The sequence below is a fragment of the Myxococcus guangdongensis genome, assembly GCF_024198255.1.
GTDB classification, from domain to species: Bacteria; Myxococcota; Myxococcia; order Myxococcales; family Myxococcaceae; genus Myxococcus; species Myxococcus guangdongensis.
Window position 1 is genome coordinate 171,985 of record NZ_JAJVKW010000017.1, and the last position, 25,236, is coordinate 197,220.

Annotated in this window: 23 protein-coding genes; 7 read left to right on the forward strand and 16 right to left on the reverse strand. The window is 70.6% G+C overall.

Features of this window, described 5'->3' with window-relative positions:
- Positions 1-9 precede the first annotated feature (9 nt).
- From LXT21_RS38005 to LXT21_RS38040, 8 genes are all read right to left on the reverse strand, one after another.
- The gene (locus LXT21_RS38005; protein WP_254043127.1) at positions 10-1,443 is read right to left on the reverse strand and encodes a zf-HC2 domain-containing protein; all 1,434 of its coding nucleotides are present in this window, start codon (positions 1,441-1,443) and stop codon (positions 10-12) included.
- Positions 1,440-2,069, reverse strand: coding sequence for an RNA polymerase sigma factor (locus LXT21_RS38010; RefSeq protein WP_223751681.1), 630 nt, complete (start codon positions 2,067-2,069; stop codon positions 1,440-1,442). The genes LXT21_RS38005 and LXT21_RS38010 overlap by 4 nt, the downstream gene beginning before the upstream one ends.
- An 85-nt stretch (positions 2,070-2,154) precedes the next feature.
- Entirely contained in the window at positions 2,155-2,562 is a 408-nt protein-coding gene (locus tag LXT21_RS38015; RefSeq protein ID WP_254043129.1) for a DUF2085 domain-containing protein, read from the reverse strand.
- Positions 2,531-3,586, reverse strand: a complete 1,056-nt coding sequence (locus LXT21_RS38020; RefSeq protein WP_323395527.1) for an ABC transporter ATP-binding protein — start codon at positions 3,584-3,586, stop codon at positions 2,531-2,533. The genes LXT21_RS38015 and LXT21_RS38020 overlap by 32 nt, the downstream gene beginning before the upstream one ends.
- Complete coding sequence (locus LXT21_RS38025; protein WP_254043130.1) at positions 3,583-4,608, reverse strand: ABC transporter ATP-binding protein; 1,026 nt, start codon at positions 4,606-4,608, stop codon at positions 3,583-3,585. Before LXT21_RS38025 ends, LXT21_RS38020 begins: the two co-directional genes overlap by 4 nt.
- The gene (locus tag LXT21_RS38030; protein ID WP_254043131.1) at positions 4,605-5,588 is read right to left on the reverse strand and encodes a GspE/PulE/PilB domain-containing protein; all 984 of its coding nucleotides are present in this window, start codon (positions 5,586-5,588) and stop codon (positions 4,605-4,607) included. Before LXT21_RS38030 ends, LXT21_RS38025 begins: the two co-directional genes overlap by 4 nt.
- 9 nt (positions 5,589-5,597) lie before the next feature.
- Positions 5,598-6,359 (reverse strand): GspE/PulE/PilB domain-containing protein, encoded by a 762-nt coding sequence (locus LXT21_RS38035; protein ID WP_254043132.1) that lies wholly within the window; start codon positions 6,357-6,359, stop codon positions 5,598-5,600.
- A gap of 60 nt (positions 6,360-6,419) precedes the next feature.
- Entirely contained in the window at positions 6,420-7,250 is an 831-nt protein-coding gene (locus tag LXT21_RS38040) for a DUF4292 domain-containing protein (RefSeq protein ID WP_254043133.1), read from the reverse strand.
- A gap of 43 nt (positions 7,251-7,293) precedes the next feature.
- On the opposite strand from LXT21_RS38040, the gene LXT21_RS38045 reads away from it, so the two are divergent.
- Entirely contained in the window at positions 7,294-8,013 is a 720-nt protein-coding gene (locus LXT21_RS38045; RefSeq protein ID WP_254043134.1) for a MotA/TolQ/ExbB proton channel family protein, read from the forward strand.
- 19 nt (positions 8,014-8,032) lie between these two features.
- Positions 8,033-8,482 (forward strand): ExbD/TolR family protein, encoded by a 450-nt coding sequence (locus LXT21_RS38050; protein ID WP_254043135.1) that lies wholly within the window; start codon positions 8,033-8,035, stop codon positions 8,480-8,482.
- Between the two features lie 137 nt (positions 8,483-8,619).
- Here LXT21_RS38050 and LXT21_RS38055 read toward each other — a convergent pair whose 3' ends face one another.
- The 4 genes from LXT21_RS38055 to LXT21_RS38070 form a co-directional block, all read right to left on the reverse strand.
- Positions 8,620-10,464: an acyl-CoA dehydrogenase gene (locus LXT21_RS38055; protein ID WP_254043136.1), complete on the reverse strand. Its 1,845-nt coding sequence runs from the start codon at positions 10,462-10,464 to the stop codon at positions 8,620-8,622.
- A gap of 170 nt (positions 10,465-10,634) precedes the next feature.
- Positions 10,635-11,324: a MaoC family dehydratase gene (locus tag LXT21_RS38060; RefSeq protein WP_254043137.1), complete on the reverse strand. Its 690-nt coding sequence runs from the start codon at positions 11,322-11,324 to the stop codon at positions 10,635-10,637.
- Positions 11,324-11,773: a MaoC family dehydratase N-terminal domain-containing protein gene (locus LXT21_RS38065; protein ID WP_046714763.1), complete on the reverse strand. Its 450-nt coding sequence runs from the start codon at positions 11,771-11,773 to the stop codon at positions 11,324-11,326. Before LXT21_RS38065 ends, LXT21_RS38060 begins: the two co-directional genes overlap by 1 nt.
- 14 nt (positions 11,774-11,787) lie before the next feature.
- Positions 11,788-12,789 (reverse strand): NAD(P)H-dependent amine dehydrogenase family protein, encoded by a 1,002-nt coding sequence (locus LXT21_RS38070; RefSeq protein ID WP_254043138.1) that lies wholly within the window; start codon positions 12,787-12,789, stop codon positions 11,788-11,790.
- A 238-nt stretch (positions 12,790-13,027) separates the two neighbouring features.
- Between LXT21_RS38070 and LXT21_RS38075 the strand changes: the two genes are divergently transcribed.
- Positions 13,028-14,143: an HD domain-containing phosphohydrolase gene (locus tag LXT21_RS38075; protein WP_254043139.1), complete on the forward strand. Its 1,116-nt coding sequence runs from the start codon at positions 13,028-13,030 to the stop codon at positions 14,141-14,143.
- A gap of 10 nt (positions 14,144-14,153) precedes the next feature.
- Here the strand turns inward: LXT21_RS38075 and LXT21_RS38080 are convergent, their stop codons facing one another.
- Positions 14,154-16,301, reverse strand: coding sequence for a peptidylprolyl isomerase (locus LXT21_RS38080; protein ID WP_254043140.1), 2,148 nt, complete (start codon positions 16,299-16,301; stop codon positions 14,154-14,156).
- A gap of 49 nt (positions 16,302-16,350) precedes the next feature.
- Here LXT21_RS38080 and LXT21_RS38085 point away from each other — a divergent pair, with 49 nt between their 5' ends.
- The 4 genes from LXT21_RS38085 (at position 16,351) to LXT21_RS38100 (ending at position 22,638) form a co-directional block, all read left to right on the forward strand.
- Positions 16,351-17,319, forward strand: coding sequence for a zinc ribbon domain-containing protein (locus LXT21_RS38085; protein WP_254043141.1), 969 nt, complete (start codon positions 16,351-16,353; stop codon positions 17,317-17,319).
- Between the two features lie 79 nt (positions 17,320-17,398).
- Positions 17,399-18,334, forward strand: coding sequence for an AAA family ATPase (locus LXT21_RS38090; protein WP_254043142.1), 936 nt, complete (start codon positions 17,399-17,401; stop codon positions 18,332-18,334).
- Positions 18,331-19,677, forward strand: a complete 1,347-nt coding sequence (locus LXT21_RS38095) for a DUF58 domain-containing protein (RefSeq protein ID WP_254043143.1) — start codon at positions 18,331-18,333, stop codon at positions 19,675-19,677. Before LXT21_RS38090 ends, LXT21_RS38095 begins: the two co-directional genes overlap by 4 nt.
- 201 nt (positions 19,678-19,878) lie before the next feature.
- Positions 19,879-22,638, forward strand: coding sequence for an SNF2-related protein (locus LXT21_RS38100; protein WP_254043144.1), 2,760 nt, complete (start codon positions 19,879-19,881; stop codon positions 22,636-22,638).
- Here the strand turns inward: LXT21_RS38100 and LXT21_RS38105 are convergent.
- The 3 genes from LXT21_RS38105 to LXT21_RS38115 form a co-directional block, all read right to left on the reverse strand.
- The gene (locus tag LXT21_RS38105) at positions 22,620-22,991 is read right to left on the reverse strand and encodes a Smr/MutS family protein (RefSeq protein WP_254043145.1); all 372 of its coding nucleotides are present in this window, start codon (positions 22,989-22,991) and stop codon (positions 22,620-22,622) included. The two genes, LXT21_RS38100 and LXT21_RS38105, sit on opposite strands and share 19 nt — an antisense overlap.
- Before the next feature lie 279 nt (positions 22,992-23,270).
- Positions 23,271-24,326, reverse strand: coding sequence for a DUF72 domain-containing protein (locus LXT21_RS38110; RefSeq protein ID WP_254043146.1), 1,056 nt, complete (start codon positions 24,324-24,326; stop codon positions 23,271-23,273).
- 132 nt (positions 24,327-24,458) lie between these two features.
- Positions 24,459-25,100: a response regulator gene (locus LXT21_RS38115; protein WP_254043147.1), complete on the reverse strand. Its 642-nt coding sequence runs from the start codon at positions 25,098-25,100 to the stop codon at positions 24,459-24,461.
- Positions 25,101-25,236 lie beyond the last annotated feature (136 nt).

Here is a 25,236-nt window from a genome sequence, read left to right on the forward strand (position 1 = left end):
CGCGCGGGCTTACGGCGTGGGTTGGGAAGGCTCGGAAGGTGTTTCAACCGAGTCAGCCTCGCGACTCAGGCGCCGCCGGGCCGCCTGTGCGGCGCTGGAGCCCGGAGATTCCTGGATCACCTGTCGACACGCGGCCAACCCCTCACGTCGGCGTCCCAGCGCGAGCTCGGCATCGCACAGCCGGTTGAGCAAACCCGTACGCTCCGTCCCGGAGGCGCCTGCGTTCAAGGCGAGGTTCAAAAGACCCGCCTCCCGGGCCCGGTCGCCATCCCGGAACGCGGCTTCGGCCTTGAGCGACAGCTCGCGGACGGAGGGACGCTGGGCCTTGTCCTCCTTCGCGGCCTCGGGGGCCGCCGCAGGCGCCTTGGGACTCGTGGGCCGCATCACCAGGGGCGCCTCCTGCGACTTCGCCGGCGCCGGCGCCGACCTCGAGGCGAGCGAACGTTCGATGCTGGCATCGTCCTTGGGCGGTGCCGGCGGAGGCTGGGCGACGACGGCCTGGGGCAGCGGCTCCGCGGCGGACTCCATCGCCGGGGCGCCCTCTGCCTCCTCCCACGCGGCGCCCGCTGGCAACGCGTCGTCCATGGCCGCGCTGGCCTCCTTCTTCGCCGAGCTCGAGCCCCCGAGCCGCAGCGACTCCCGGCGAGCCACCTTCCCTTGCGATGCCTCCATCACGGGGGACAGCTCGTCGCTCTGAGCGGAGCGCTTCTCCAGGTCCTTCGGCGCGGCCTTCGGCATCACCGGAATCGAAGCCGCAGGCAGCGAGGGCGCGCCCTTCGACTTGGACCTGGACGCCTCGCGGGGGCTCACCGAGCCGACTCCGCCTCCACTGCCGTCCTGGTCCCATCCTTCCGCGCGGCGGGCCATCTGGTTCTGCCGTTCGCCGAACGCGTTGCGCTCCCGGGTCTCCTGCATGAGCCGGGCATCCGCCTGCTCGCGCTCCGCCTCGGCGGACTGTGCCGATTCCGCGTACGCCGCCGCGGCCGGAGCCGGGGCCATGCCCGCGGTCGGCGGCGGAGGGGCGTCCACCGAGGACGGCTCCGCCTTCACCACCCGGGCCTCCACCTGCGCCAGGTTGGGGCGGGTCAGGTCGGGCGAGACGGCCATGAACGAGACGATGCCCAGCGCGCCCACCGAGGCGAGCCCCACGACGGGCAACATCCAGCGGCGCCAGCGGGAGGGCTTGGGCTCGGGGCCGGCCGCGGCCCGGCGCGCGGACTGCTGCGCGTAGGCCAGCAGGGACTCCAGGCCCGCGTCCGGCGCCGGCTCCTCGGAGAGCTGCGACATGGTGACGCGCACGCCACGGATGTCGTCCAGCGCCTGGGTGCAGCGCGCACAGCCCTGCAAGTGCGACTCCACTACCTGGGCTTCTGACGTGGAGAGCTCGCCATAGGCGAAGTCGAGGAGCCGGTCCTCGTGAGCATGGAGGTTCTGCGGCTTCATCCCACCACCGTCCTTCCATCCTCGACGAGGTCGCCATCCACGCCCAGCTCGGCCAACCGGCGACGCAAGCCGTCCAGCGCGTAGCGCATCCGGCTCTTCACCGTGTTCTCCGAGACGCCCGTCACGTCGGCGATGTCCTTGAACGGGATGCCGCTGTACTCACGCAGGATGAACACCTCGCGCTGTTCTTCCGGCAGCGCCGCCAGGGCCCGCTCCAACAGGGGCCGCAGCCGCGCGTTGTGCGCGCCACGCTCGGGACTGGCGCCACCGTCCGGCAGCGCATCCGCGAGCGCCCGCCCGTCCTCGCCGTCAGCACCATTCACTGGCGACTCCAGGGACGCGGCCTGGCGGTAGCTTTCTTTGCGCGCGCTGTCCACACAGAGGTTCCTCGCGATGGTGTAGACCCAGGTGGTGAACCGGGCCTTCGCCTGATACTCGCCGGCGCTGCGTACGACCTTCAGCCACGTCTCCTGCAGCACGTCCTCCGCCCGCGCGCGTTGCCCGACGAAGCGCAGGATGAAGTTGAACACCGGTGTCCGATGCCTTCGCACCAACGCCTCGAACGCACGAGCGTCCCCCGCCTGGAAGGCGAGCATCAGGCGCTCGTCTGAGGTCTCCGGTCCCAACTCTCCCCCATCGCTCGTGGAGCCACGCTCACTTCCGGCCCACCCTCAACCCGTGCCGTCATAACGGACGACAGCGCGCGAGGGTCTAATCCGGTCGTGGTCTCCGGTAAGTGGCCAGAATGACAGGGAGCGCGACCCCTGTCACCAGCGCCGCCTGGGCCAGCAGTACGCCAGGCAGGGGCCGCTGGAGGTGGACGTGCAGCGAGCGGGCGAGCGCCAGCCCCAGCAGGATGCCCGTCGAGGTGCGCACCGCGTTGGAGCCCGCCGCGGGCCGGAAGCGCCCCACCGCCCAGTCCACCAACGCGGGCAACGTGAGCAGCAGCACGACGGGCACATCCCAGTCCCAGCCGAGCGGGGCGCGCACGACGAACAGCGCCACCAGCGCGGCCAGCATCACCGGGTAGGTCCCCAGGCAGCGGGCGCAGAGCCTCAACCCGCCGAAGAGGTACGTGCGGTTGTACTCATCCGGGTGATGGTGACTGAGCCAGAACACCGTCGCTACCTCCGGAGGGGGGAGTGGGAGAAGCCCGCCGCGACTCGTCCTCCGCCAGGAAACACGCGGCGAAGTGCCCCGAGTCCAGCGGATACAAGGGAGGCGACTCGCGTCGACACCGCTCGATGGCGTGGGGACATCGCGGATGGAACGTGCAGCCGGGGGGCGGCGCGAGCGGTGACGGCGGCTCCCCTGGGACCAGCAGACGCGTCCGGGTCCGCGACGGGTCCGGCACCGGCACCGCGGCGAGCAGCGCCTGCGTGTAGGGGTGGCGCGGTCGGCGATACAACACGTCCGAAGGGGCCAGCTCGACGATGCGCCCCAGGTACATCACCGCCACGCGCGTGGACACGTGCTCGACGATGTTCAGGTCGTGCGCGATGAACACATAGGTGAGCCCGCGCTCACGCTGGAGGTCCACCAACAGATTCACGATTTGCGCCTGGATGGAGACGTCCAGCGCGCTGATGGGCTCGTCGGCCACCACCAGGTCTGGACGCAGCGCGATGGCCCGGGCAATGCCCAGCCGCTGTCGCTGCCCTCCGGAGAACTCGTGGGGAAGCCGCCCCAGCGCTTCGCGGGGCAGGCCCATCGCGTCGAGCAGCGCGAGGACTTCGCGCTCCTTCTCTCCCGGACCGCGCGCCAGGCCGTGGATGTCGAAGGGCTCTCCCAAGAGCTCGCGCACCGTCATGCGCGGGTTGAGCGAGGCGTACGGGTCCTGGAAGACGAGCTGCATCCGCCGGCGCAGCGGCCTGAGCTTCCGCTGGGACAGGCCGGTGAGTTCCTGCCCATCGAAGCGGATGGAGCCCGCCGTGGGCTCCACCAGTCGCAAGAGCGCTCGCCCCAACGTGCTCTTCCCGCAACCACTCTCCCCCACCAGGCCCAGCGTCTCGCCCCGGAAGACGTCCAGGCTGATGCCGTCCACCGCCTTCACCGCGCCGCGCACACGCTGGAACATCCCCGAGCGCACGGGGAAATGCACCTGGACGTCCCTCGCCTGGAGCAGCGGCTCGACGGGGCTCATGGCGCGGGCACCGGATGATGACAGGCGGCGCGCTGCGAGCCCCGCTTGAGCTCGAGCACCGGCGCCACGCGCGAGCACTCCTCGGTGGCCCGCTCACACCGCTCGCGGAAGGCGCAGCCGGTGGGAAGTCGTCCGAGCGCGGGCACCATGCCGGGGATGGCCCTCAGCCGCCGCTTGGGGCCGCGAGCGCTTGCGTCGACTTCTCCGCCCAGCGCGGGCAGCGAGCGCAACAGCCCCGCGGTGTACGGATGCGCCGGACGGGCGAACAGCTCGCGCACGGGCGCGTGCTCCACCACCTTCCCCGCGTACATCACCACCACCGTGTCACAGCTCTCGGCGACGACGCCCAGGTCGTGGGTGATGAGCATGACCGCCATGCCGCGCTCGGCCTGCAGGCGCTTGAGCAGGTCGAGAATCTGGGCCTGGATGGTGACGTCCAGCGCGGTGGTGGGCTCGTCCGCGATGAGCAGCGACGGGTCGCACGCCAGCGCCATCGCAATCATCACCCGCTGCCGCATGCCTCCGGAGAGCTGATGGGGCCACGCGTCCACGCGCTCGCCGGGCGCGGGGATGCCCACCTGCCGCAGCATCTCCACCGCGCGCTCGCGTGCCTGGGAGCGCGAGGCGCCCAGGTGCAGCCTCACGCCCTCCGAAATCTGCTCGCCCACCGTGAAGACGGGGTTGAGCGACGTCATCGGCTCCTGGAACACCATGGCCACGTGGCGTCCACGCACGCGCCGCAGCTCCTCCTCGGGGAGCGTCAGCAGGTCGCGTCCCTCGAAGAGCACCTCGCCGCCCGCCACCCGCACGGGCGGCTGGGGCGCGAGTCGCAGCACGGACAGCGCGGTGAGGCTCTTGCCACAGCCGCTCTCCCCCACCACGCCCAGCGTGCCGCCAGGAGGCAGCGCGAAGGACACCCCGTCCACCGCGCGCACCGGACCGTCCTCCCGCGACAGCTCCACGGTGAGCCCCCGGACATCCAGCAGGGGCCCCTCCGCCGAGGGCGACGCGACGGAGGTCACTTCTTCGCCAGCTCCTCCAGGAACTCCACCTCCTGGATGAGCCCCTTGCGGATGAGCAGGCGGATGAGGCTGGCCACCATGCGCGCGGGCTTCACCTTCTCCGTGTCCAGCACCGCCTCGTCGCCCCGCGACATGCGCTCCAGGTCATCCAGGATGGCCAGGTCGTCGTCGGAGAAGTCCGGCGTGGGCGTGAGCGCCAGCGCGGGCTGCGAGCCCTTCGCCGCGCCACCGAACATCACCACCGGGACGCGCGGCTTGCCGTCCTCCACCTCGAGCACGGGAGGCGGCGGAGGCCGGGGCGGCGGAGGCGGCTTCACGCCGAGCAGGTCATCCAGCGAATCACCTCCCGGGCCGCCAAGGGCCTCGGCGGGCGGAGGCGGCGGCGTCCCAGGACGACGGGCCGCGGGGGCGGCGGGGGGCGGTCTCGCTGCGGGGGGCTTCGGCGTCTCCGGCATCTCCCACTCCAGTGGCGTTCCCGCGGCCACGGGAAGAGGACCTGCGCCCTCCTCCTCGTACAGCGGCTCCGCCTCGACGATGTCCAGCGGCTCTCCCCGCGCCCGAGCCAGCGCGGTGTCCAGGTCGTCCGACGCGACGACGAAGACCCGCACCTGCTTGCGGAGCTGGAAGCGCAGCTCATCCACCAACGTCAAATCCCCCGGGTCCTCCACGGCGACGTGGACGCGCTCGCTGCGGCCCTCCACCTCCATCCGGAAGAGGAGCACCCGGTGCTCGGCCTGGAAGTCCAACGACACCAGCGACGACACCGCTGGCGCAATCTCATCCGGCAGCTCGATGAAGGGCAGCCCGTGCTGCACGGCCAGGGCCCGGGCGACGTGGAGGGGCGCGCACGCTCCCTGCGCCACCAGCACCTCGCCCAGCCGCATGTTCCCCGGAGCACCCTTCTGCCCGAGCGCCACCCTCACCTGCTCCGCCGTCACCACGCCTGACTCGACGAGCAGCTCGCCAATCTTCTTGCGCATAAGGCAGAGCTACCGCTTGACCTTCGCGAGGTACTCATCGCGGGAGAAGACGTTCTTCTCGATGAGCAGCTCCACCATGGCCTTCAGGGCCGCCACTTCCTTGCGCTGCACCTCTTCCACGCTGCGCAGGAGGTCCGCCGGGGTTCCACCGCCCGACGCCGCGCGAGGGGCCTCCGCCACGGGAGGCGGCGGGCGCGCGGCGGGGGCGGGCTTGGGCGCCGGAGCCGTGGCGACAGCGGCCGCCGCCGGGTCGATGTCCTTGAGGTTCTTCACCACCGTGCGGCCCTGGGCGTCCACCACCTTGAAGTTGGTGTCCGCGTCCTCCAGCTCCATGTTCTGCTCGTACATGCGAGCAAACGCCCGGGCGATGGAGGTGCGGCCGGCGACGTTGGGGATGATGCGGCACTTCGTCACGGCGCGCAGCTCGTCGAGCATCCGCACGTTGAGCGGATCCGACATCGCCACCACCAGCGTCTTGCCCTCGTCGCGCAGCTGCAGCGGCAGCACCGAGAAGTCGCGCGCCGTCTGCGCCGGAATCTTCGCCTTCACGTGCGGCGCGACCACCTGCACCGCGTCCAGGTTGACGGCCGGCATCCCGAGCTGCTTGGACAGCGCCCGCACCAGGATGTCCTCGGAGACGAGGCTCATCCGCACCAGGATTTCGCCGAGCTTGCCGCCCCACTTCGCCTGTTCGGCGAGCGCGGCCTTGAGCTGGCTCTCCTGGAGCACATTCGCCTTGATCAGCAATTCTCCAAGCTTGATCTGTGCCATGTCGTGGGGGCCACTCTACCCGAGTCCAGCCGTCGCGCTCCTTCTTCCGTGCCTGGCCGGTCAGGAACCCGGCGCCGGGGGTACCGGCGACTCGGGGGGACCGAGGGACTGCTCACGCCCGGAGTCATCCACCTCGACGACCTTGGCCCCCTCCGGCGGGGTCAGCTCGTAGAGCGTCAGGTCCGGCCGGGCGTTGAGCTTGATCTGCTGGTAGCGCACCTGGAGCTTCGTCTGGGCCTGCTTCGCGTCCAGCTCCACCTTGCCCGGGAAGATGAGCCCGCCGCGCTCCAGGAAATCGTCGAACGCCAGGTCGTACCCCGGCACGCCCCGCACCTGGCTGCGCACCACGCGCAAGTACTTGGGGTGAACCTGTAGCACCTGGGTGGCCGCCCCTTGATGGAGCGTGAGCACATAGACGCCCTCCTTCGCGTCCAGCTCCAGCGTCTTGCGCTCGGGCGGGATGAGGGGCACCTGGCCCAGCAGGATGGCCACCAGCTCCTCGCCCGGGAGGACCACGGGGAGGAAGCGCGAGACGTTCTGCGGACTCGCCGGCCCCTGGTACCAGGTATGTGTCTGGGCCTGATACAGGCCGAAGCGCGAGCCGTCCCCCACCAGGGAGGCGAGGGGCCGGTTGAAGAAGTCGAACGTCTCCAGGTGCAGGAGGGCCGGCCGGGTGACGGCGAGGAACATGCCGATGGTGCCGCTCTGCTGGGGGGACTCGACGCGCAGCTTCGCGTCCCCCTCGAGGGTCACGACGTTCTCCTGGTTCGCCCGGACACGTTGGTAGACGACATCCGCGTCGGTGAGCTGGCCCTCGGGGCCGAACTCGATGCGCTTGGGGCAACCCGAACAGAGCACTCCCAGGAAGATTGCGGCGGCTGCGCGGTTCATATGTCCTAGTCTGGGCCATGGCGCCCTGCCGGGTCACCCACCAATGAGCCTGAACGACATCCTGCATTACCTCCGCCTGGGCGGAGTCACCCTGGCCCTGCTGCTGTTGGCCTCCGTCGCCGCGCTCGTCGTGGCCGTGGAGCGCATCATCGCCCTCTGGGGGGTGAGCGAGCGCTCGCGCCTGCTGGGCGAGGCGGTCAGCAAGCACCTGCTTCGCGGCGACGTGGCCGCGGCCCGCACCGCCGCCGAGCGCTCCGACTCCGTGGCCGCCGACATCTTCCTCGCGGGCTTCGACCGCTGGGAGCGCAGCCGGGGCACGGGCGGCGCGGGCGTGGAGGCCGCCGTGGAGCGCGAGCGCGCGCAGGTGGGCCTCAAGCTGCGGCGCAACCTGTGGATCCTCGCCACCATCGGCTCGATTACCCCCTTCGTGGGCCTGTTCGGCACCGTGGCGGGCATCATGCGCTCGTTCAAGGACCTGGGCCTGGACGTGGAGGCGGGCGGCACCGGCGGCAGCGCGGCGGTGATGACCGGCATCTCCGAAGCGCTCGTGGCGACCGCCGTCGGCATCCTCGTCGCCGTGCAGGCCATGGTCTTCTACAACTACTTCCAAGCCCGGCTGTCGCGCGTGCTGGTGGAGCTGCGGCTGATGGGCGACGAGTTCGCGGAGCTGCTCAAGGAGCGCGCCGCGGGGGGACCTCCTCCGGAGCCCTCGCCCCGCCCCGACGCCCCGGCCACTCCCCGCGCCGACTCGCAGCCGGCCTGAAGCCCGGAAGGAACGCACCATGGCCATGGGCAAGACACCGGGGTCCGACGACGGCGATGAAGGCGTCTTCGCGGAGATCAACATCACCCCGCTCACCGACATCTTCCTCGTGCTGCTCATCATCTTCATGGTGACCAGCTCGGTCATCGTCCAGCAGGGCCCGGGAGGCGGCGCGAAGGCGGGCCTCAAGGTGAACCTGCCCAAGGGCGGCGCGGCGGACGTCACCGCGAAGACGACGGACCTGTCGGTGGCGGTGCTCGCCGACGGCCGCTTCGTGCTGGCCGGCAACGTCGTGACCCAGGAGGAGCTGCAGAAGTCCTTCGACGAGGCCAAGCAGAAGGACCCGGACACCGTCGTCATCGTCCAGGCCGACGAGGGCGTGCCCCACGGCACCGTCGTCCAGGTGATGGAGCTGGCGAAGAAGGCCGGCCTGGGACAGCTCGCCATCGGCGTGCGCGAGGGCGACTGACGCCCCGTTCCACGGCACACCGCTGAAAATCATCGAGGCCACCTCGGGAAGCTTGGGCTCCCCAGGGTGGCCTCGAGTGTTTCAGGTGGGCGCCCCATTCACCTGGGGCGCCTCGACTTCAGGAGCGAGCCTGCCGCTCAGACGGACGCGAAGGCCGCGTCGGTGATCTCCATCGGGGACGTGTCCTCGAGGGCGATGAGGCGCGCGGCCTGCTCGACGTTGGGCAGCACGTTGCGCGCGTAGAACAGCGCGCTGTACTTCTTGCCGTCGTAGAAGGCGCGGTCCGGGTGGTCCGCGGACAGCTCCGCCTTGGCCTTCTCCGCGATGAGCGCCGCGTCCAGCAGCAGCCAGCCCACGGCGACCTCGGACATCATGTTGAGGAAGCGGTTGGCGGACAGGGGAATCAGCGGGAACTTGCCGCCGTCCTGCGACCAGCCGAACACCGTCATCGCGCTGGACATCAGCGCCTCCTGGGCGCTCGCGAGGATCTTCACGGCCTCGCCGTACACGGCGTGCTCGCGGTTGGCCTCGACGAAGGCGCCCACGTCGCCCATGAACTGCTGGAAGTGCGCGCCGCCGGCCTGACCCAGCTTGCGGCCCACCAGGTCCATGGCCTGGATGTGGTTGGTGCCCTCGTAGATGGAGAAGATCTTCGAGTCACGCGTGTACTGCTCCACCGGGTAGTCCTGGATGTAGCCGGCGCCGCCGTACACCTGGATGGCCTGCGAGCACAGGCGGTAGGACTGGTCGGAGCCGTAGGACTTCACCAGCGGGGTGAGCAGCTCCACCTGGCCCTTGTGGTAGGTGGCCGCCTCGTCGTCCTTGCCCGCCAGCTGCCGCGCCTTGTCCAGGTGGTGCGCCAGCTTGATGACCAGCGCGCGGATGCCCTCCACGTGGGACTTGATGTCCAGCAGCATGCGGCGGACGTCCGGGTGCTCGATGATGGCCGCGCGCGCCGCGGTGGGGTCCTTCCACTTGGTGAAGTGGGAGCCCTGCTTGCGGTCCTTCGCGTAGTCCACCGCGTTGTAGTAGGCGGCGCTCGCCAGCGCGACGCCTTGGATGCCCACGGCGATGCGCGCGCCGTTCATCATCTTGAACATCTGGCTCATGCCGACGTGCTCGACGGTGCCGACGAGCTCGCCCAGACAGCCGTCGCTCTCACCGAAGTTCAGCACACAGGTGGCCGAGCCGTTGATGCCCATCTTGTGCTCGATGGAGCCCACCGACACGTCGTTGGACGCGCCGGAGCTGCCGTCCTTGCCGATGCGCAGCTTGGGGACGATGAACAGCGACAGGCCCTTGGTGCCGGGCGCCGCGCCGTCGATGCGCGCGAGGACCAGGTGGATGACGTTCTCCGCCATGTCGTGGTCGCCGCCGGAGATGAAGATCTTCGTCCCCTTGATGTTGTACGTCCCGTCACCGTTGCGGCGCGCGGTGGACTTGGCCGCGCCCACGTCGGAGCCGGCGTGCGGCTCGGTCAGGCACATGGTGCCGCCCCACGTGCCGTTGAGCATGCGCTCCACGAACAGGTGCTGCTGCTCCTTCGTGCCGCACTCCGCGATGACCTCGGCCGCGCCGAAGGACAGACCCGGGTACATGTTGAAGGCCGTGTTGGCGCCCGATAGCAGCTCCTCCACCGTCACCTGCAGCATCATCGGCGCGCCCTGGCCGCCGTGCTCGGGGCTGACCGCCACCGTCTTGAAGCCCTGCTCGTAGAGTTTCTTCCACGCGTCCTTGAAGCCCGTGGGCGTGAAGACCGAGCCGTTCTCCACCCGACAGCCCTCGCGATCACCCACCGAGTTGAGGGGCCCGAGCACCTCGCGCGCGAAGCGGTACGTCTCCGTCAGCACCGCCTTGGCCTCGTCCGGGCCCCAGGCGTCGTACGGCGCCTGACCAGCCACCTGGCCGAAGCCGAACTGCTCGAACAACGTGAAGAAGATCTCTCGGAGGTCGGTCTTGTAGGTGTTGATGCCGGCGGACATGGCCACTCCTGCGTGACGGCTCGCTGCCCACCCTCCAGGGAGGGCCTCGGGTCAGCGGCGCGAAATTGAGACACAGGAAGTGTGGCGGCGACTGATTTTTGAGTCAACCCTGAATGACACCCTGCGTTGAGGGGCAACCCGTCTGCCCCTCACCGCAGGTCTGCAAAGCGCTACTTCTTGACCTTCTTGGCCGAGGGGAGTGTCGCCGTCTTGGCGGCGGGCTTCTCCCGGGGGGCCGTCTTCTTGGAGGAGGCACCGGCCGGACGCTCGTCCGAGTCCTCGTCGTCATCCTCCTCGTCCTCGGAGGCGACCGACGCCTCGCTCACCCCGCCGGCGCTGCTGGGGGTGGGCACGGGGGCCGCGAGGCTCTCGCGGGGCACCTCGATGACGATGGGGCTCTGACCCGAGCGCTGACGGTTCTCGTCCTCGAGCGAATAGAAGAGCTGGATGTGCGCGCCGCCCTTCATCACCAGCTCACCGCGCTGGTTCTCCGCCCACAGGTCGATTTCGACGTAGTAGCGGCCGCCGGTGCCGTGGCGGTTGCTCACCCGGCCCTTGCAGACGACGGTGTCGCCCGGCCAGACCATCTTGTTGAAGCGCACGTTGTAGCGGCGCATCTGGCCGCCGCGGGCCCAGTCGCTGATGAGCTGGCCGAGCATGCCCATGACGAGCATGCCGGGGGCGTAGACGCTCGGCATGCCCACGCTCTTGGCGTAGATCTCATCGACGTGGACCGGGTTGTAGTCCCCCGAGGCGCCCGCGTACCGGGACAGCTGGACGCGGTCGACGGGGGCCTTGGCCAGGGCCGGCAGCTCGTCCCCGACGCGGATGGACTCGAAGTAGAGCTTGCGCGCGGGCATCACGGGGTCTCCTTGGTGGCGCGGACCACGAGCGTCCGGCGGGCTCGGAACACCAGGTTGCCTTCCTCGTCGCGGCCTTCGTCCTCGATGACCGCGATGTCCATCTTCCCCGACGGGCCCTGACGCTCGGAGACGTCCGCCACGCGCGTGGAGACGTAGATGCGGTCTCCGGCGAAGATGGGGCGCTCGTACTCGAAGCCCTGCTCCGCGTGGAGCAGGCTCTTGATGCCCACCCCGAGCAGCTCCCTCAGGTCCGCGGCCGAATGGAAGGACGCGGGGAAGGTGGGCGGCGCGATGATGGTGGGGTAACCGGAGGCCCGAGAGTACTCCTCGTCGTAGTAGATGGGGTTGTAGTCGCCGATGGCCTCCGCGAAGCGGCGGATGGCCCCCTTCTCCACTTCGTTCAGCGTCGGCGGCGAGGCACGGCCGATCGCATTCTTGTCCAGCATTATCCCTCTCCTGACTAGCGTCCGGCCGGAAGCTCGAGCACCGTGAGGAGCCCAGCTTCGGCGGCCGTCAAGCGTGGCGCGGCATTCACCAGCGCGTTCGCGGTGGCCCGGTCGCCCGCCACTCCCCCCGGGATTTCCAGCACCAATCGAGGGTCCGCATCGATTTCGATGCGGTCCTTCGGGTCCTCTGCCCCCACGGCGATGGTCAGCTCCAGCCGCACCCGCTCCTGCCCGTCCTCCAAACCCACCACCGACTGGAACATGCCCGCCACCCGTCCCTTCTTCACCGCGAACGCTCCGCCCGAGATGTCCTCCTCGGCGAAGACGGGGGCTACCTCTTCCTCGTAGTCATCACAATCCAACCCCAGCCCCAATGCCGCGAGTGCCGCCGACTCCACCAGCCCCACGTGGCCGAGTTGCTCACCATCCACCAACTCGAAGAACTCCTCCTCGCTCAACCCCGCGCCCACCTTGCGCTGCAGCGCTTCACGGCGGGTGCGCGCGTCCACCACCCGGGTGACGGTGGCGCGCCGCACGGGCCCACACACCTGCCCGGCCGTGGCCACCAGCCGGTCCATGATGAAGCCCGGGTTGACGCCCGCGCCCAGCACCGCCACCTCGGCGCGCTGCGCGGCCTCGTCCAGCTTGTCCGCCAGCTCCGGGTAGTTGAGATAGGGGAAGGCCAGCTCCTCGCACGTGCTGACCACGGGCAGGCCCAGCTTGATGGCCGCGAGCAGCTGCTCCATCACCTGCGGCAGCCGTGAGCCCGTGGCGTGCAGCAGCACCACGCCCTTGCGCCGGCCCACCGCCTTCTCCAGCGAGTCCACCACCTTCACGCGCGGCGCCGGACCTCCCAGCACGTCACCCAAGGGGCGACCGACCAGGGAGGGATGGGTATCCACGGCCCCAATCAATTCCACTTCCGGGCTGGACAGGGATGCCTTGGCAATCTCCTGCCCGATGAATCCCAGCCCCATCACGACCACCGGCACCGGCCCTGCTGGGGCTCTAGCCATCGGAGATTGCTCCAGGATTCCAAGGGGTTAGCGTTGAAACGCAGCCTTGCCGCGCACCATAAATCACACCTTGGCGGGCAGGCAAGCATCACTTGGTTCCGCGCATCTTGCGCAATGCGAGAACCTTCAAGGATTTCCGGGGCTTGCGCGCGCAAAACCGTCGGGGGGGCCCTGTTTGGGTGCGCGACAAGGCTGTATAAAGAAAGACAGGCCCAAAATCCCCCGGAGACCCTCCAACATGGACCGCATCCTCGTGGTGGATGACGACGTGCTCATCCTCGCCGCGCTCTCCCGGATCCTCCAGACGGAAGGCTATGACGTCGTCACGCACAGTGACCCCGCGCTCGCCGCCCGCGAGGTGGGCTTCTGCGTGGTGCTGACGGACTTCATGATGCCGTACCTCAACGGCATCGAGCTGTTGGGCGCGCTGAGGGAGAAGAACCCCAAGGCGGTGCGGCTGATGCTCACGGCGGCGGCGGACTTCCGAATCGCCTCCGAGGCGGTCAACCGCGGCGAGGTGTTCCGGCTGCTCGGCAAGCCGTGGTCGCTCAGCGAGCTGACGAGCAGCGTGCGGCAGGCCGTGGAGCACTACCGGCTGGTGGAGGCCAACGAGCGGCTGACGCGCGAGGTGGCGGAGAAGAACGCGGAGCTGGTGGCCATCAACCAGGACCTGGAGCGTCGGGTGGTGGAGCGCACCACGGGGCTGCTCGATGGGCTCATCAGCGCGCTGGACTACCGCGACACGGAGACGCAGTGGCACTCGCGTCGGGTGGCGCTGTACTCGCGGCGGCTGGCGGAGGAGGTGGGCCTGGTGGGCGCCGCGCTGGACGTGGTGGAGCAGGGAGCGCTCCTGCACGACATCGGCAAGATTGGCGTGCGCGACTCCATCCTGCTCAAGCCCGGGCCGCTGACGCCGGACGAATGGGTGGAGATGCGCAAGCACCCGGAGTTCGGCTACCGGATGATGGCGAAGATGCCCTACCTGCACGAGGCGGCGCTCATCGTCCTGCAGCACCAGGAGCGCTGGGACGGCAAGGGCTATCCCCAGGGGCTGTCCCGCGAGGAGATCAGCATCGGCGCGCGCATCTTCTGCCTCGCTGACACGGTGGACGCCATCACCTCGGACCGGCCCTACCGCAAGGGGCGGCCCATGAGCGTGGCGCGGGACGAGATTCGCCGGTGCTCGGGCACCCAGTTCGACCCGAACCTGGCGGATGCGTTCCTGCGCATCCCCGAGACGGAGTGGCAGCGCATCCGCCACCAGGTGGAGCAGCTCGAGGAGGAGGAGAACCTGCGCTGGCGCAGCCACCCGCTGGGTGTCCCCGCACCGCTCGCCCGCGCGAGCGGCGCCTGAACCACCGCCGTCAGGGCGACAGCGTCACCGGGCTGACCTCGCGGATGACGTCGCCCTCGAGCAGCGCGTCCACCACGTCCAGCCCCGAGGCCACCTCGCCGAAGGCCGTGTAGCGGCCGTCCAGGTGCGGCTGGGGCGCGTGCGTGAAGAAGAACTGGCTGCCGCCCGTGTCCTTGCCGGACAGGGCCATGCCCAGCGTGCCGCGCGTGTACGGCCGGCGGGTCATCTCGCAGCGGATGGAGTGCCCTGGCCCGCCCTCCCCGTCCCCGCGCGGGTCTCCGCCCTGCGCGACGAAGTCCGGCACCACGCGGTGGAAGGTGACGCCGTTGAAGTAGCCCTTGCGCGCGAGCGCGTACAGGTTGCCCGCCGTGAGGGGTGCCTCGTCCGCGTCGAGCCGCACCGTGATGTCGCCCTTGTCCGTGCGCAGCACCAGCCCCGCTCCCTTGGGCGCGGGCTCCGGGCGGAAGGCGTAGGCGGGGAGCTCCACGCGCTCGGAGCGCACGGGCTGGCCGGTGAGCTTCGTCAGCGACTCGGCGGCCACGCGGCGCACGTTGGCGTGAGGGAGCGACAGCCACTGTCGGAACCGGGGTTCGGCGGCCGGCCCCTGCAGGGCCACGAGCGCGCCGGCCACCGGGTCCGCGAGGTCCGGCTGTGAAGGCACCCGCTCCGCCAGCGCCTCCAGTTCCGGCGGCATCGCGGGGGGCTTGAGCAGTCCCAGCGTCGCGGCCGCGGCGCCGGCGACCACCAGGTCCTCGTCCTGGAGGAGCGCGCTCACCGCCGTCGCGGCCCGGGGCACGGGACGCTCGGCGAGGACTTCCATCGCCGTGAGCCGCACGCGCGCGGCCGGGTGGCGCAGGTAACCCACCGCGAAGTCCGCGGGCGTCTTCTTCGAGGAGAGCGCCACCTCGCGCAGGCCCAGGGCCAGCCGGCGGTCCTCGGGCACCTTGTCGAAGCCGCACGTGCGCACGTCCGCCACCACGCCGCGCTGCCGGTCCAACGCCGCCGCCAGCCGACAGTCGAGCCAGCCCAGGTCCGCGCGCGCGATGTCCGACGCCGCGCCCCGCTCCGCGTCCGCCAGCGCGAGCCGCAGCGCCACCAGCACCGGCGCCCCGAAGTCGGGCAGGCCCTGCTGCGCCAGCGCCAGCAACGGGTGTCCATCCGCCGAGCGCGCCAGCGTCTCCACCCGAGGCGTCGCGCTCGTGGGCACGGGCGTCTCCATGCCTCGCGCCACGCGCTTGGCCCGAGGCGTCAGTCCCTCCAGCACGTCCAGCGGCAGGCAGGGCCCGCCGCACGTGGCCGCGAGCTTCGCCAGTGAGCGCGTCGCCTCCGCCGCCACGCGCGGCACCGAGTCATCCAGCAGTCGCCCCAGCACCACCGCGTCCTCCGGCCCCCCCACGTCGCCGAAGGCCTTCGCGCACAGGCCGCGCACGTCCGCGTCCTCGTCCTCGAGGCAGCGGCGCAGCGTCGGCAGTTCCTCCGCGCGCTTCGCGGTGGCGAGCAGATAGGCCGCGCCGTAACGCGCCTCCACCGGCATCCCGGCCGCGAGCAACGCCCGCGCGGGGGCGAGCGGGACATCCTTCACCACCGCCGCGCCGCCCCGACGTGCCGCCACGCCGAGCACCAGCGCGGCCCTGCCCGCCGTCGCGACCTCCTTGCCCTGCAGGCGCTCGACGAGCCGCGCCAGCGCGTCCTGGGTGCCCACACGGCCCAGGGAGTCGAGCTGCGCGTCGCGCGCGTCCACGTCCTGCTCCACCGCCTCGGCCGCGAGCAGCGGCGCCACCAGGCGCGCGCGCTCGGCGTCCGTCGGCGCCTCCCACGCCAACGCCAGCTCGCCCACCGCGAAGGCGGCCTCACCGCGCACGCGCGGCTCCGAATCCTTCAGCCCCCGCGCCACCACGTCCAGCGTGGCCAGGTCCTGGATGCGCGCCAGCGCGCGATAGGCCCGCGCGCGGATTCGCGCGTCCGGCGCATCGTGGGCCAACGCCGCGAGCTGCCCGTCACCGAGCGAGCGGCGGTCCTCCCAATCCCGGATGCGCGCCATCACCTCCGGGTCCGGGGGCGCCTCATCAGAGTCGCGGACACCGCGGTGACAACCGGAGAGCAGGACGACGAGGGCCAGGCAGACGTGGGGAAGTCGGACGGGGCTCATGCGGCGCATGGGCTGGGGCCTAGGCCAATTCCCCGCGAAAATCCAGGGGTTAGGCCGCGTGCCGTTTGACACGTCCGCCCCGGCCCCGGAAGATGCGCCTTCGCATCTCTCAGCAGGAGCGCCGGTCCTGAACTGCCCTGGCTGCGGCTCGAAGGTAGCCGCCAACTCATCCATCTGTCCCGTCTGCGATTACATCATCGACGGCTCGTTCCTCTCCGCCGAGCCCCCCGCGGAGAACGATGAGGACACGGGCGTCGGCGAAGCCCCCCGTCCACCTCCCGCGCGGAAGCCCGCCCCCGCGCGCCCCCGCCCCGCGAAGTCCGGCGCCCGGCCCGCTCCCGCCGCCGCCGCCGGTGGGGACGACACCAACGTGCGCAGCGTGGACGACATCGCCCGGAGCGCCTCGCAGCGAGCCAGCCGCCCCGCCCCCGCGCGCTCGGGCGGCACGGCCCCGCGTCGTGCCCCGGCCCCCGCTCCCGCGCCGGCCCCCGCCGCCACCGGGCCCGACCCGTGGGCCCGCGGCGCCGCGCGCGACGACGACGACGAGAACAACAGCGCCATCGCCGACCCGGACGAGCTCATCCAGGACGCGAGGGACCTGCTGGGCGCGATGAGCGCCGGCGACAAGATTGCCTTCTACAGCGCGGGGCTCGTCGTCCTGTCGTGCTTCGTGCCGTGGAAGGAGACGGCGGCGGACGGTGACGCGCTGGGCTTGATGAGCCTGGGCTTCGGCGCCTTCCTGCTCGCGCTGCTGACGATGGGGGCCATCGGCGTGCGAGTGCGCGCCACCTTCCCCAAGCTCAACCCCGTGGTGCCGTGGATGGCGCAGCTCTTGACCACGTTCCTGTGCCTCATCTGGTGCATCGTGTTCATCAAGGTGTCCTCGGACACGGCGCTGGTGCCCAGCCCGGTGGGCAACTCGGAGATGATGAACTCGTCCCCCAGCTTCGGCGTCTTCATCGGCATCCTGGGCTCGGTGGGCGCGCTCATCGGCGCGTTCCTGGGCCTCAAGGGCCGCCAGGACTGACGCCCCTTCCGCCCGCGCGGCCCGCCCACCACGAAAGTGGTGCCGTGCCGCGCGCGGCCGTTCTACCGTCTCGCGCACCATGTCCGACGCCACGCCCCTGTCCCGCCTCACCGCCGCGCTCGCCGGCACCGTCTTCGGTCAGCCCCGCGTGCTCGCGGACCTGGTGACGGCCTTCCTGGCGCGCGGCCACGTGCTGCTGGAGGGTGTGCCCGGCGTGGCCAAGACGCTCACCGCGCGCAGCATGGCGGGCGCGCTGGGACTGCTCTTCACGCGCATCCAGTTCACCCCGGACCTGATGCCCGCGGACATCCTGGGCACCAACGTCTTCCAGCCGCAGGACAACGCCTTCCGCCTGGTGAAGGGCCCCATCTTCACGGAGGTGCTGGTGGCGGACGAAATCAACCGCACGCCGCCCAAGGCCCAGGCCGCGCTCCTGGAGGCCATGGAGGAGCGCCAGGTCACCATCGACGGCGTCACCCACCCGCTGCCGCCGCACTTCTTCGTCGTCGCCACGCAGAACCCGCTGGAGCTCGAGGGCACCTATCCCCTGCCCGAGGCACAGCTGGACCGCTTCCTCATGCGCGTGCGCGTGGGCTACCCGGACTCGGACGCGGAGACGACCATGCTGCGCGCCTTCCACCAGCGTGAAGGACGCGTGCCCTCCGTCGAGCGCGTGCTGGACGCGCCCACCCTCCTGGAGCTGCAGGCCCGCGCGGCCCGCGTCACCTGCGACGACTCCATCCTCCAGTACGTGGTCGCCGTGGTGCGCGACACGCGCGCCAATCCCCGCGTGCGCCTGGGCGCGAGCCCCCGCGCGGCGCAGGCGCTGCTCGCCGCGTCCAAGGCCCGCGCGGCGCTGATGGGCAATGACTTCGTCACCCCCGATGACGTCAAGGGCGTGGCCGGCAGCGTCCTCAACCACCGCCTGCTGCTCAAGGCCGAGGCCGAGGTGGAGGGACTCACCTCCGACGACGTGCTGAAGCAGACACTCGAGCGGGTCCGGGTCCCCCGGTGAGCCTGGGCCGCCCGGTCCCCACGGGCCTCGCCGTGGCGCTGCTCGCCGTGGCGCTCGTCCCCGCCGCCCTCTCGGTGGCCAGCCCCACGTTCGGCTGGCTCGCGCTGGCCGTCGACGTGGCGGTGCTCGCGCTGTGCATCGTGGACTTCCTGCGCGCGCCTCGCGACGGCGACGTCACCGTCACGCGCGTCGTGGAGCCCATCCTCTCCTCCGGCACGCGCAACCCCGTGCACCTGGTCCTCGAGCGCCACGACACGGGCACCTCGCCCCTGCGCGTGGAGGTGCGCGATGAGCCGCCCCTCGTCGTCACGAGCCACGACCACCGCCAGTCCGTCGTGCTGCCGCCCCGAGGCGCCCCCGGCGAGCCCGTGCCGAGGATGACGTACTTCGTCACCCCGCCCTCGCGTGGAGACGCGCGCTTCGGTGATGTGCACGTGCGGCTGCCCGGCCCGCTAGGCCTGTGCGCGCGGCAGGTCCGCGTGCCCGCGGAGCAGGCGGTGAAAATCTATCCGGACCTCACCGCGCTCTCACGCGAGGCGCTGAGCCTGGCGCGCGCCTCGGACGCCCCCTCCGAGCGCACCCTGCGCCGCCGCGCCGCGGAGGGACGCGAGTTCGAGTCGCTGCGCGAGTACCGCCCCGGCGACGACTACCGGCACATCGACTGGAAGGCCTCCGCCCGGCACGCCAACACCCTGGTGCGCACGTGGCAACCCGAGCGTCACCAGCCCATGTTGCTGCTGCTCGACTGCGGCCGACACATGGCCGGCAAGGTTCGCGGCCGGCGCAAGCTGGACCACGCGGTGGACGCGGCGCTGCGGCTGGCGCGCGTGGGCCTGGACGCGGGGGACGTGGTGGGCGTGATGTCCTTCGCCAGCGACGTGCTCACGTACCTGCCCCCGCGCAAGGGCCACGAGCACCTGCGCCTCATCACCGAGTCGCTCTACCGCGCCGAGGCCGCGCTCGAGGAGAGCGACTACGGCCGGGCCTACGACTTCGCCTTCGCCCGACAGACGCGCCGCACGCTGGTGGTGCTCTTCACGGATTTGGTGGACCCGGACGCCTCCGCGGGCCTGCTCACCCGCACGCTCGCCTTGCGTCCACGGCACCTGCCCGTGGTGGCCTCACTGCTGGACGAGGACGTGCGCGACGCGGCCACGCGCGTGCCCGACGAGGCCCAGGACGCATACGCGCGACAGGCCGCCACGCGGCTGGAATCCGAGTTCCGCCGCACCGCCACCACCCTGCGCGACGCGGGGGCGTTGGTGGTGCGCGCGCCAGCCCAGGGCTTCGGCGCCGCCGCGCTCAACGTGTACCTGGACGTCAAGTCGCGCGGGCTGTTGTAGGCCTCGCGAATATGTCCAGCGGAAAGTTCGTGTGGCGTGCACATACGGTGCGCGCGCGCGTCGCTCGCGAAGAAGCATGCCAATCGCGCGGAGGCCGATTTTTCGGCCTCGGACACGACCCCCTTTACATGAGGGCCTTCGTCAACAAAATGGCGCGTCTCTCTCGCCCGCCCTGTCGGCGGGCCCCCTGGAACAGCACGGATGGAGACGGTCTTGGCGGAGGTCGCGAGGGGATTGAGGTTGGAAGTCGAGGCGGATGCGGCGGCCATCGCCGCCGGGGCGGGGACCACCGAGCCGGTCCAGTCGCTGACCCACTTCCACGAGCGTCTGCTGGCCGAGGAGCTGCTGGCGCGCAGTGGTGACACGCAGCAGCGCCTGGCGGGCGCGTTGTCCGAAGCGAAGGTGGACCTCAACCCGCATCAGGTCGAGGGCGCCATGTTCGCGCTCGACTCGCTGTCGCGCGGCGGCTGCATGCTGGGCGACGAAGTGGGCCTGGGGAAGACGATTGAGGCGGGGCTCGTCATCGCCCAGCTGATGGCCGAGGGGAAGACGCGCATCCTCATCCTCGCGCCGGCCACGCTGCGCGCGCAGTGGAACAGCGAGCTGCGCGAGAAGTTCGACCTGGACAGTGTGCTGGTGGACGGCCGCACCGTGCGGGCCACCGGCAACTGCTTCGACCAGCCCTTCCCCGTCATCTGCTCGCACCCGTTCGCGGCCAACAAGGCGCACCTGACGTCGGAAATCCAGTGGGACCTCATCGTCATCGACGAGGCCCACCGCCTGCGCAACGCCCACCGCGCCAACAACAAGATGGGCCAGGCGCTCAAGGCGTCCCTGGCGGGCAAGCCCAAGCTGCTGCTCACCGCCACCCCGCTCCAGAACGACCTGATGGAGCTGTTCGGGCTGATGTCGCTGCTGGACGAGCAGATCCTCGGCCCCGAGCACGCCTTCCGCAGCCGCTACCGCGTGGACGAGGGCGGCGGCATGTCCGAGGCCGCCGCGGGCGAGCTCAAGGAGCGGCTGGCCCCCGTGGTCCAGCGCACGCTGCGCCGGCAGGTGCGCGAGTACGTCCGCTACACGAATCGCCGCTCCATCGTGGAAGACTTCACGCCCTCGCCCGAGGAGCACGACCTCTACGAGAAGGTCAGCGAGTACCTGCAGCGCTCGGAGGCCGCGGCGATCGAACCCGGCAAGAAGACGTTGCTGACGCTGTGCTACCGCAAGCTCCTGGCGTCCTCCACGTACGCCATCGCGCCCACGCTGCGGCGGCTGTCGGACAACCTGGAGAAGCGCCTGCACGCGGCGAAGCTGGGGCAGCAGGCCCTGGCGATGTTCGAGCCGGAGGAGGCCAAGCAGTTCGTGGAGGAGGGCGAGGAGTGGTCGGATGATCCGGCCAAGGCGCCCAACGTCCGCGTGCTGGAGCAGGAGGTCTGGGAGCTGCGGCAGTACGCGGACCTGGCGGACTCCATCAAGGTCAACGCCAAGGGCGAGGCCCTCAAACGGGGACTGGATCGCACCTTCGCGGTGATGCGCGCGCACAGCTGGCCGGAGAAGGCGCTCATCTTCACCGAGTCCAAGCGCACGCAGCAGTACCTCTTCAATCTGCTGTCGGACAACGGCTACCGGGGCAAGATTTCGCTGTTGTCCGGGGACATGGCCGGCACGCCCGAAGAGCGGCGCGCGCTGGTGGATGACTTCCGCAACAAGTCGCAGATCCTCATCTGCACCGAGGCCGGCGCGGAGGGTCTCAACCTCCAATTCTGCAACCTGGTGGTGAACTACGACCTGCCCTGGAACCCGCAGCGGGTGGAGCAGCGCATCGGCCGCTGCCACCGGTACGGGCAGCAGCGGGACGTGCTGGTCATCAACTTCCTCAACCGCATGAACGCGGCGGACGCGCGCCTGTTCGAGCTGTTGGAGAAGAAGCTGAACCTCTTCGACGGCGTCTTCGGCGCCTCGGATGAAATCCTGGGCGCGCTGGAGAGCGGCGTGGACTTCGAGCGCCGCATCCTCGACATCTACCAGGGCTGCCGGAAGGTGGAGGACATCAACGCCGCCTTCGACAAGCTGCGCACGGAGATGGAGTCGCGCATCAGCAAGCGCATGACGGAGATGCGCTCGGTGGTGCTGGAGCGCTTCGACGGAGACGTCCGCCGCCGCCTGCGGGGCCAGGGCGAGCAGACCAAGGAGGCCCTCGCGAAGCGGCAGCAGGAGGCGCGCGCGCTCACCAGCTCCGTGCTCGGCAGCCGCACCTCGGGCCGGCTGGAGATCGCCAAGGCCGCCTACGCCGTCAAGGAGCGCAAGCAGGACGCCGTCAGCTACCTGCAGCTCGACGCCTCGGGGCTCCCGTCGCGGCTGGCGCGGCTGGCTGGCAGCGAGGGCTGGTGGTTCGCGTACAAGTTCGAGACGACGGGCCTCAAGCCCGAGGAGAAGCTGGTCCACCTGGTGCTGGTGAAGGACCGCGAGGGCAACTTCCGCGCCCTGCCCCTCCAGGACGGCGCGCACTTCGTGAAGCTGTCCGCCAAGGACGAGAAGCGCCGCCAGCCCGCACCCGTGTCCGTGCAGCTGATGCAGGAGCAGGCGCTGGTGGCCGCGAAGGACGAGATCGTCCGCGCCGCCGAGCGCCGCAACGCGCTGGAGCTGGACAAGGCCAAGGAGCGCGCGGACCGCTACGTCGAGGACTGCCTCATGGAGTCCCGCGAAGGCGTGGAGGCCGCGCGCCAGCAGTGGATCGACGCGCGCAAGCAGGTCACCACGGTGGAGGACGTCGCGGAGCGCGCCAAGGCCCGGGCGAACTCGGATCGGATGGAGCGCGAGTACCGCCGCAAGCTGTCCTCGCTGCGCAACGAGGAGGAGAAGCGCTATGCCTCCAAGGACCGTCAGCTCGCCGAGCTCGCCCAGAAGGCGAAGGTGGCGGAGAAGCGCGCGCTCATCGCCTCCGCCTACTTCTGGCTGTCCTGAGCCTCTGGCGGCTTGAGCCGCACCCACGTCGCGCCCCAGCCCCCGTCGAACTCGGAGGCGGGGCGGAACGACTCCACCTCCTCCAGCGTCGGTAGCAGGGTGTGCACCGTGCGACGCAGCGCGCCGGTGCCCTTGCCGTGGATGATGCGCACATCGAGCAGCCCCTTCTGGCGGCAGGCCCAGAGGTACTCGATGACGAGGGGCTTCACCTCGCGAGGCTGAAAGAAATGCAGGTCGAGGGTGCCGTCGATGGGCAGCTCGACGACCTCGTCATCAGGGGGCGGGGGTTCCGGCCCCTCCGGTGGGAGCGAGGGCTCGTTTGCTGGCAGCGGGGGCAGGCGACGCGGGCTCATTCGTCCACTCTCCTGACTCGCGCTTCTTCTGCTGGGCTTCCAGCCGCCGCCTCTCGCGAGCGGCGTTGAACTGCTCGGATACGGAGGTCAGCTCGTTCTTCAGGGCCGAGAGGTGTCTGGAAACGTCCTCGTCCTCGGCCACGCTGCGGTGTGCGTCCGCGCGCTTCTCCCGCGCGCCAGCGCCACCGGCTGTCGTCATCTGGACCATCAGTGCGGCGAGCAGGACGGACTTCATGCCCCATGAGGTAAGCAAGAGGCGTGCTCGGTGGCAAGCCCCGTTCATGAAGCGACGCTTCGCTGGTCCCCCTCCTTGGCCGTCCCCGTGACGATACGTTCCGCCAGTTTGATGGCGGACAGTGGCGCACTTCCCTCGGCCTTGTTGTTGATGGTGACGAAGACGGAACGCTCGCGACGCAGGGCCGCCAGACACGCGCGCGCGAGCAAGTCGCGGGTGGGGACGTCCTCATCCACCAGCCGGTTGAAGGGCGCGTAGCGGGCGCGAGCCTCCTCGTAGCCGAGGTTCGGAGGCAGCATCCACCGCACCACCAGCGCGCGGGCGTCGAGCGCTCGGGTGCGCCTGGCCTGGATGCCCAAGGAGGGCATGTGGGCCCAGACCGCGAGCACGGGACAGGCGCCCACGTCCGCCAGGGCCTGCGCGAAGCCCTCCGTCATCAGCTCCTCGTTGCGGACCTCCACCGCGTAGAGCGGGCCCTTGGGGAGCGCGGAGAGGAACGCGTGGAGTCGCTCCACGAAGCGCGCGGTGCCACCGAGGCCCTGTGGGTCCTGGGGTGGGAATTGGAAGACGAGCGGGCCGCCCTTGTCGCCCAGGCCCTCGACGAAGGGACGCACCACATGCTCCTCGGCGTAGGCGGCGTGGAGGAAGCGCTCGTTGAGCTGTCCGCGGTGCGCGCCGTAGCGCTCGTGCACGGGGAATCGGGCCAGGGTGCAGACCTCGTGCGCCTTCACGAGGAAGCGGAAGTCGGCGGGCACCTGCTCGGCGTACTCGGCGAAGGCCTCGGAGGAGATGGGCCCGTAGAAGGTCCGGTCGATGCCCACGGTGCGCAGTACGGGGTGGCGCGCGTACGCGGACAGGCCTTCGCGCGCGAGCTGGGACGCGGAGGCCTCATGGTCGTAGACGAGGCCGGACCAGCCGGGGAAGGTCCACGACGAGGTGCCCAGGAAGACGCCGGTGGGGAGCTGCTGGCCGAGGGACGCGAGCGACTCCTGCACCGGCGCGGGCTCCACCGGCTGGCTCCGACTCCGCGCGCGCGAGGGTGCCTCGGCGGGCGCGCCGGTGAAGAGGTCGAGCTGGGAAGGTCCACGCTGAGGGGCCATCGGCGTCTCCTACGTCCTGCGTCCCGTGGACCCGTGACGGCGGGCCGCACGCCCAGCGCACATAACGCCGGACTCCACGGGATTCAGGAGGTTGCCTCAGAACAGGGGGACTCCCCAAGGGGGATGTCCGTCCTACAGGCAGCCGAGCTCCATGGCTCTGAGCACCGCGCGCGTCCTGTCTCGCACGCCCAGCTTCGACAGGATGCTGGAGGTCTGGTTCTTGACGGTCCCCTCCGCCGTTCCGAGCGCCTGGGCAATCTCGCGGTTGCTCAGTCCCCGGGCGATGAGGCGCAGCACCTCGACCTCGCGGCGAGTGAGTCCCTCGGGCAGCTCTGCGTGGGGGAAGTCCCGACCCAGGTCCACGAGTCCGCGCGCGACGCGCTCCGCGACGCCAGGAGGCAGCAGCGTCTCACCAGCGTGGACGCGGCGGATGGCGTCCGCGAGTTCCTCGAGCGAGACGTCCTTGAGGAGGAAGCCCTGCACGCCCGCGCGCAGTGCCTCGACGATGGCGGCGTCCTCATCGAAGGTGGTGAGCAGCACCACGCGGCGGTTCACCGGCTCCTGGCGCAGGCGCCTGAGGGCTTCGAGTCCCGTCATGCGCGGCATGCGCACGTCCATCAACACCACGTCCGGGTTCAGCTCGGCGACCTTGGCCAGCGCGTCCTCGCCGTCCACCGCCTCGCCCACGACGCGGAGGTCCGGCGTGAGCTCCAGCAGGCTGCGCAGCCCCTGACGTACCAGCGCATGGTCATCCACCAGGACCAGACGAATCATCCGCGCGTCCTCCGCTCGACGCAGTCACGACTCCCGCTCGGATGCGCGCACCGAAAGATGACGGGACTCCTGACAGCTCCGCACCGCGCGCCTCGGGCAACCAAGGCTGCAGCTGCATCTTCGCTCTTCCTCCCCA

Excerpts from the sequence above, each read along its gene's own strand:
- LXT21_RS38080 (WP_254043140.1), bottom strand. The coding sequence starts at position 16,301 with ATGCGCCGCATGAGCCCCGTCCGACTTCCCCACGTCTGCCTGGCCCTC.
- LXT21_RS38105 (WP_254043145.1), bottom strand. The coding sequence starts at position 22,991 with ATGAGCCCGCGTCGCCTGCCCCCGCTGCCAGCAAACGAGCCCTCGCTC.
- LXT21_RS38040 (WP_254043133.1), bottom strand. The coding sequence starts at position 7,250 with ATGAACCGCGCAGCCGCCGCAATCTTCCTGGGAGTGCTCTGTTCGGGT.
- LXT21_RS38075 (WP_254043139.1), top strand. The coding sequence starts at position 13,028 with ATGGACCGCATCCTCGTGGTGGATGACGACGTGCTCATCCTCGCCGCG.
- LXT21_RS38045 (WP_254043134.1), top strand. The coding sequence starts at position 7,294 with ATGAGCCTGAACGACATCCTGCATTACCTCCGCCTGGGCGGAGTCACC.
- LXT21_RS38030 (WP_254043131.1), bottom strand. The coding sequence starts at position 5,588 with ATGCGCAAGAAGATTGGCGAGCTGCTCGTCGAGTCAGGCGTGGTGACG.
- LXT21_RS38060 (WP_254043137.1), bottom strand. The coding sequence starts at position 11,324 with ATGCCCGCGCGCAAGCTCTACTTCGAGTCCATCCGCGTCGGGGACGAG.
- LXT21_RS38020 (WP_323395527.1), bottom strand. The coding sequence starts at position 3,586 with ATGAGCCCCGTCGAGCCGCTGCTCCAGGCGAGGGACGTCCAGGTGCAT.
- LXT21_RS38035 (WP_254043132.1), bottom strand. The coding sequence starts at position 6,359 with ATGGCACAGATCAAGCTTGGAGAATTGCTGATCAAGGCGAATGTGCTC.
- LXT21_RS38115 (WP_254043147.1), bottom strand. The coding sequence starts at position 25,100 with ATGATTCGTCTGGTCCTGGTGGATGACCATGCGCTGGTACGTCAGGGG.
- LXT21_RS38110 (WP_254043146.1), bottom strand. The coding sequence starts at position 24,326 with ATGGCCCCTCAGCGTGGACCTTCCCAGCTCGACCTCTTCACCGGCGCG.
- LXT21_RS38070 (WP_254043138.1), bottom strand. The coding sequence starts at position 12,789 with ATGGCTAGAGCCCCAGCAGGGCCGGTGCCGGTGGTCGTGATGGGGCTG.
- LXT21_RS38050 (WP_254043135.1), top strand. The coding sequence starts at position 8,033 with ATGGCCATGGGCAAGACACCGGGGTCCGACGACGGCGATGAAGGCGTC.
- LXT21_RS38065 (WP_046714763.1), bottom strand. The coding sequence starts at position 11,773 with ATGCTGGACAAGAATGCGATCGGCCGTGCCTCGCCGCCGACGCTGAAC.
- LXT21_RS38090 (WP_254043142.1), top strand. The coding sequence starts at position 17,399 with ATGTCCGACGCCACGCCCCTGTCCCGCCTCACCGCCGCGCTCGCCGGC.
- LXT21_RS38005 (WP_254043127.1), bottom strand. The coding sequence starts at position 1,443 with ATGAAGCCGCAGAACCTCCATGCTCACGAGGACCGGCTCCTCGACTTC.
- LXT21_RS38055 (WP_254043136.1), bottom strand. The coding sequence starts at position 10,464 with ATGTCCGCCGGCATCAACACCTACAAGACCGACCTCCGAGAGATCTTC.
- LXT21_RS38100 (WP_254043144.1), top strand. The coding sequence starts at position 19,879 with ATGGAGACGGTCTTGGCGGAGGTCGCGAGGGGATTGAGGTTGGAAGTC.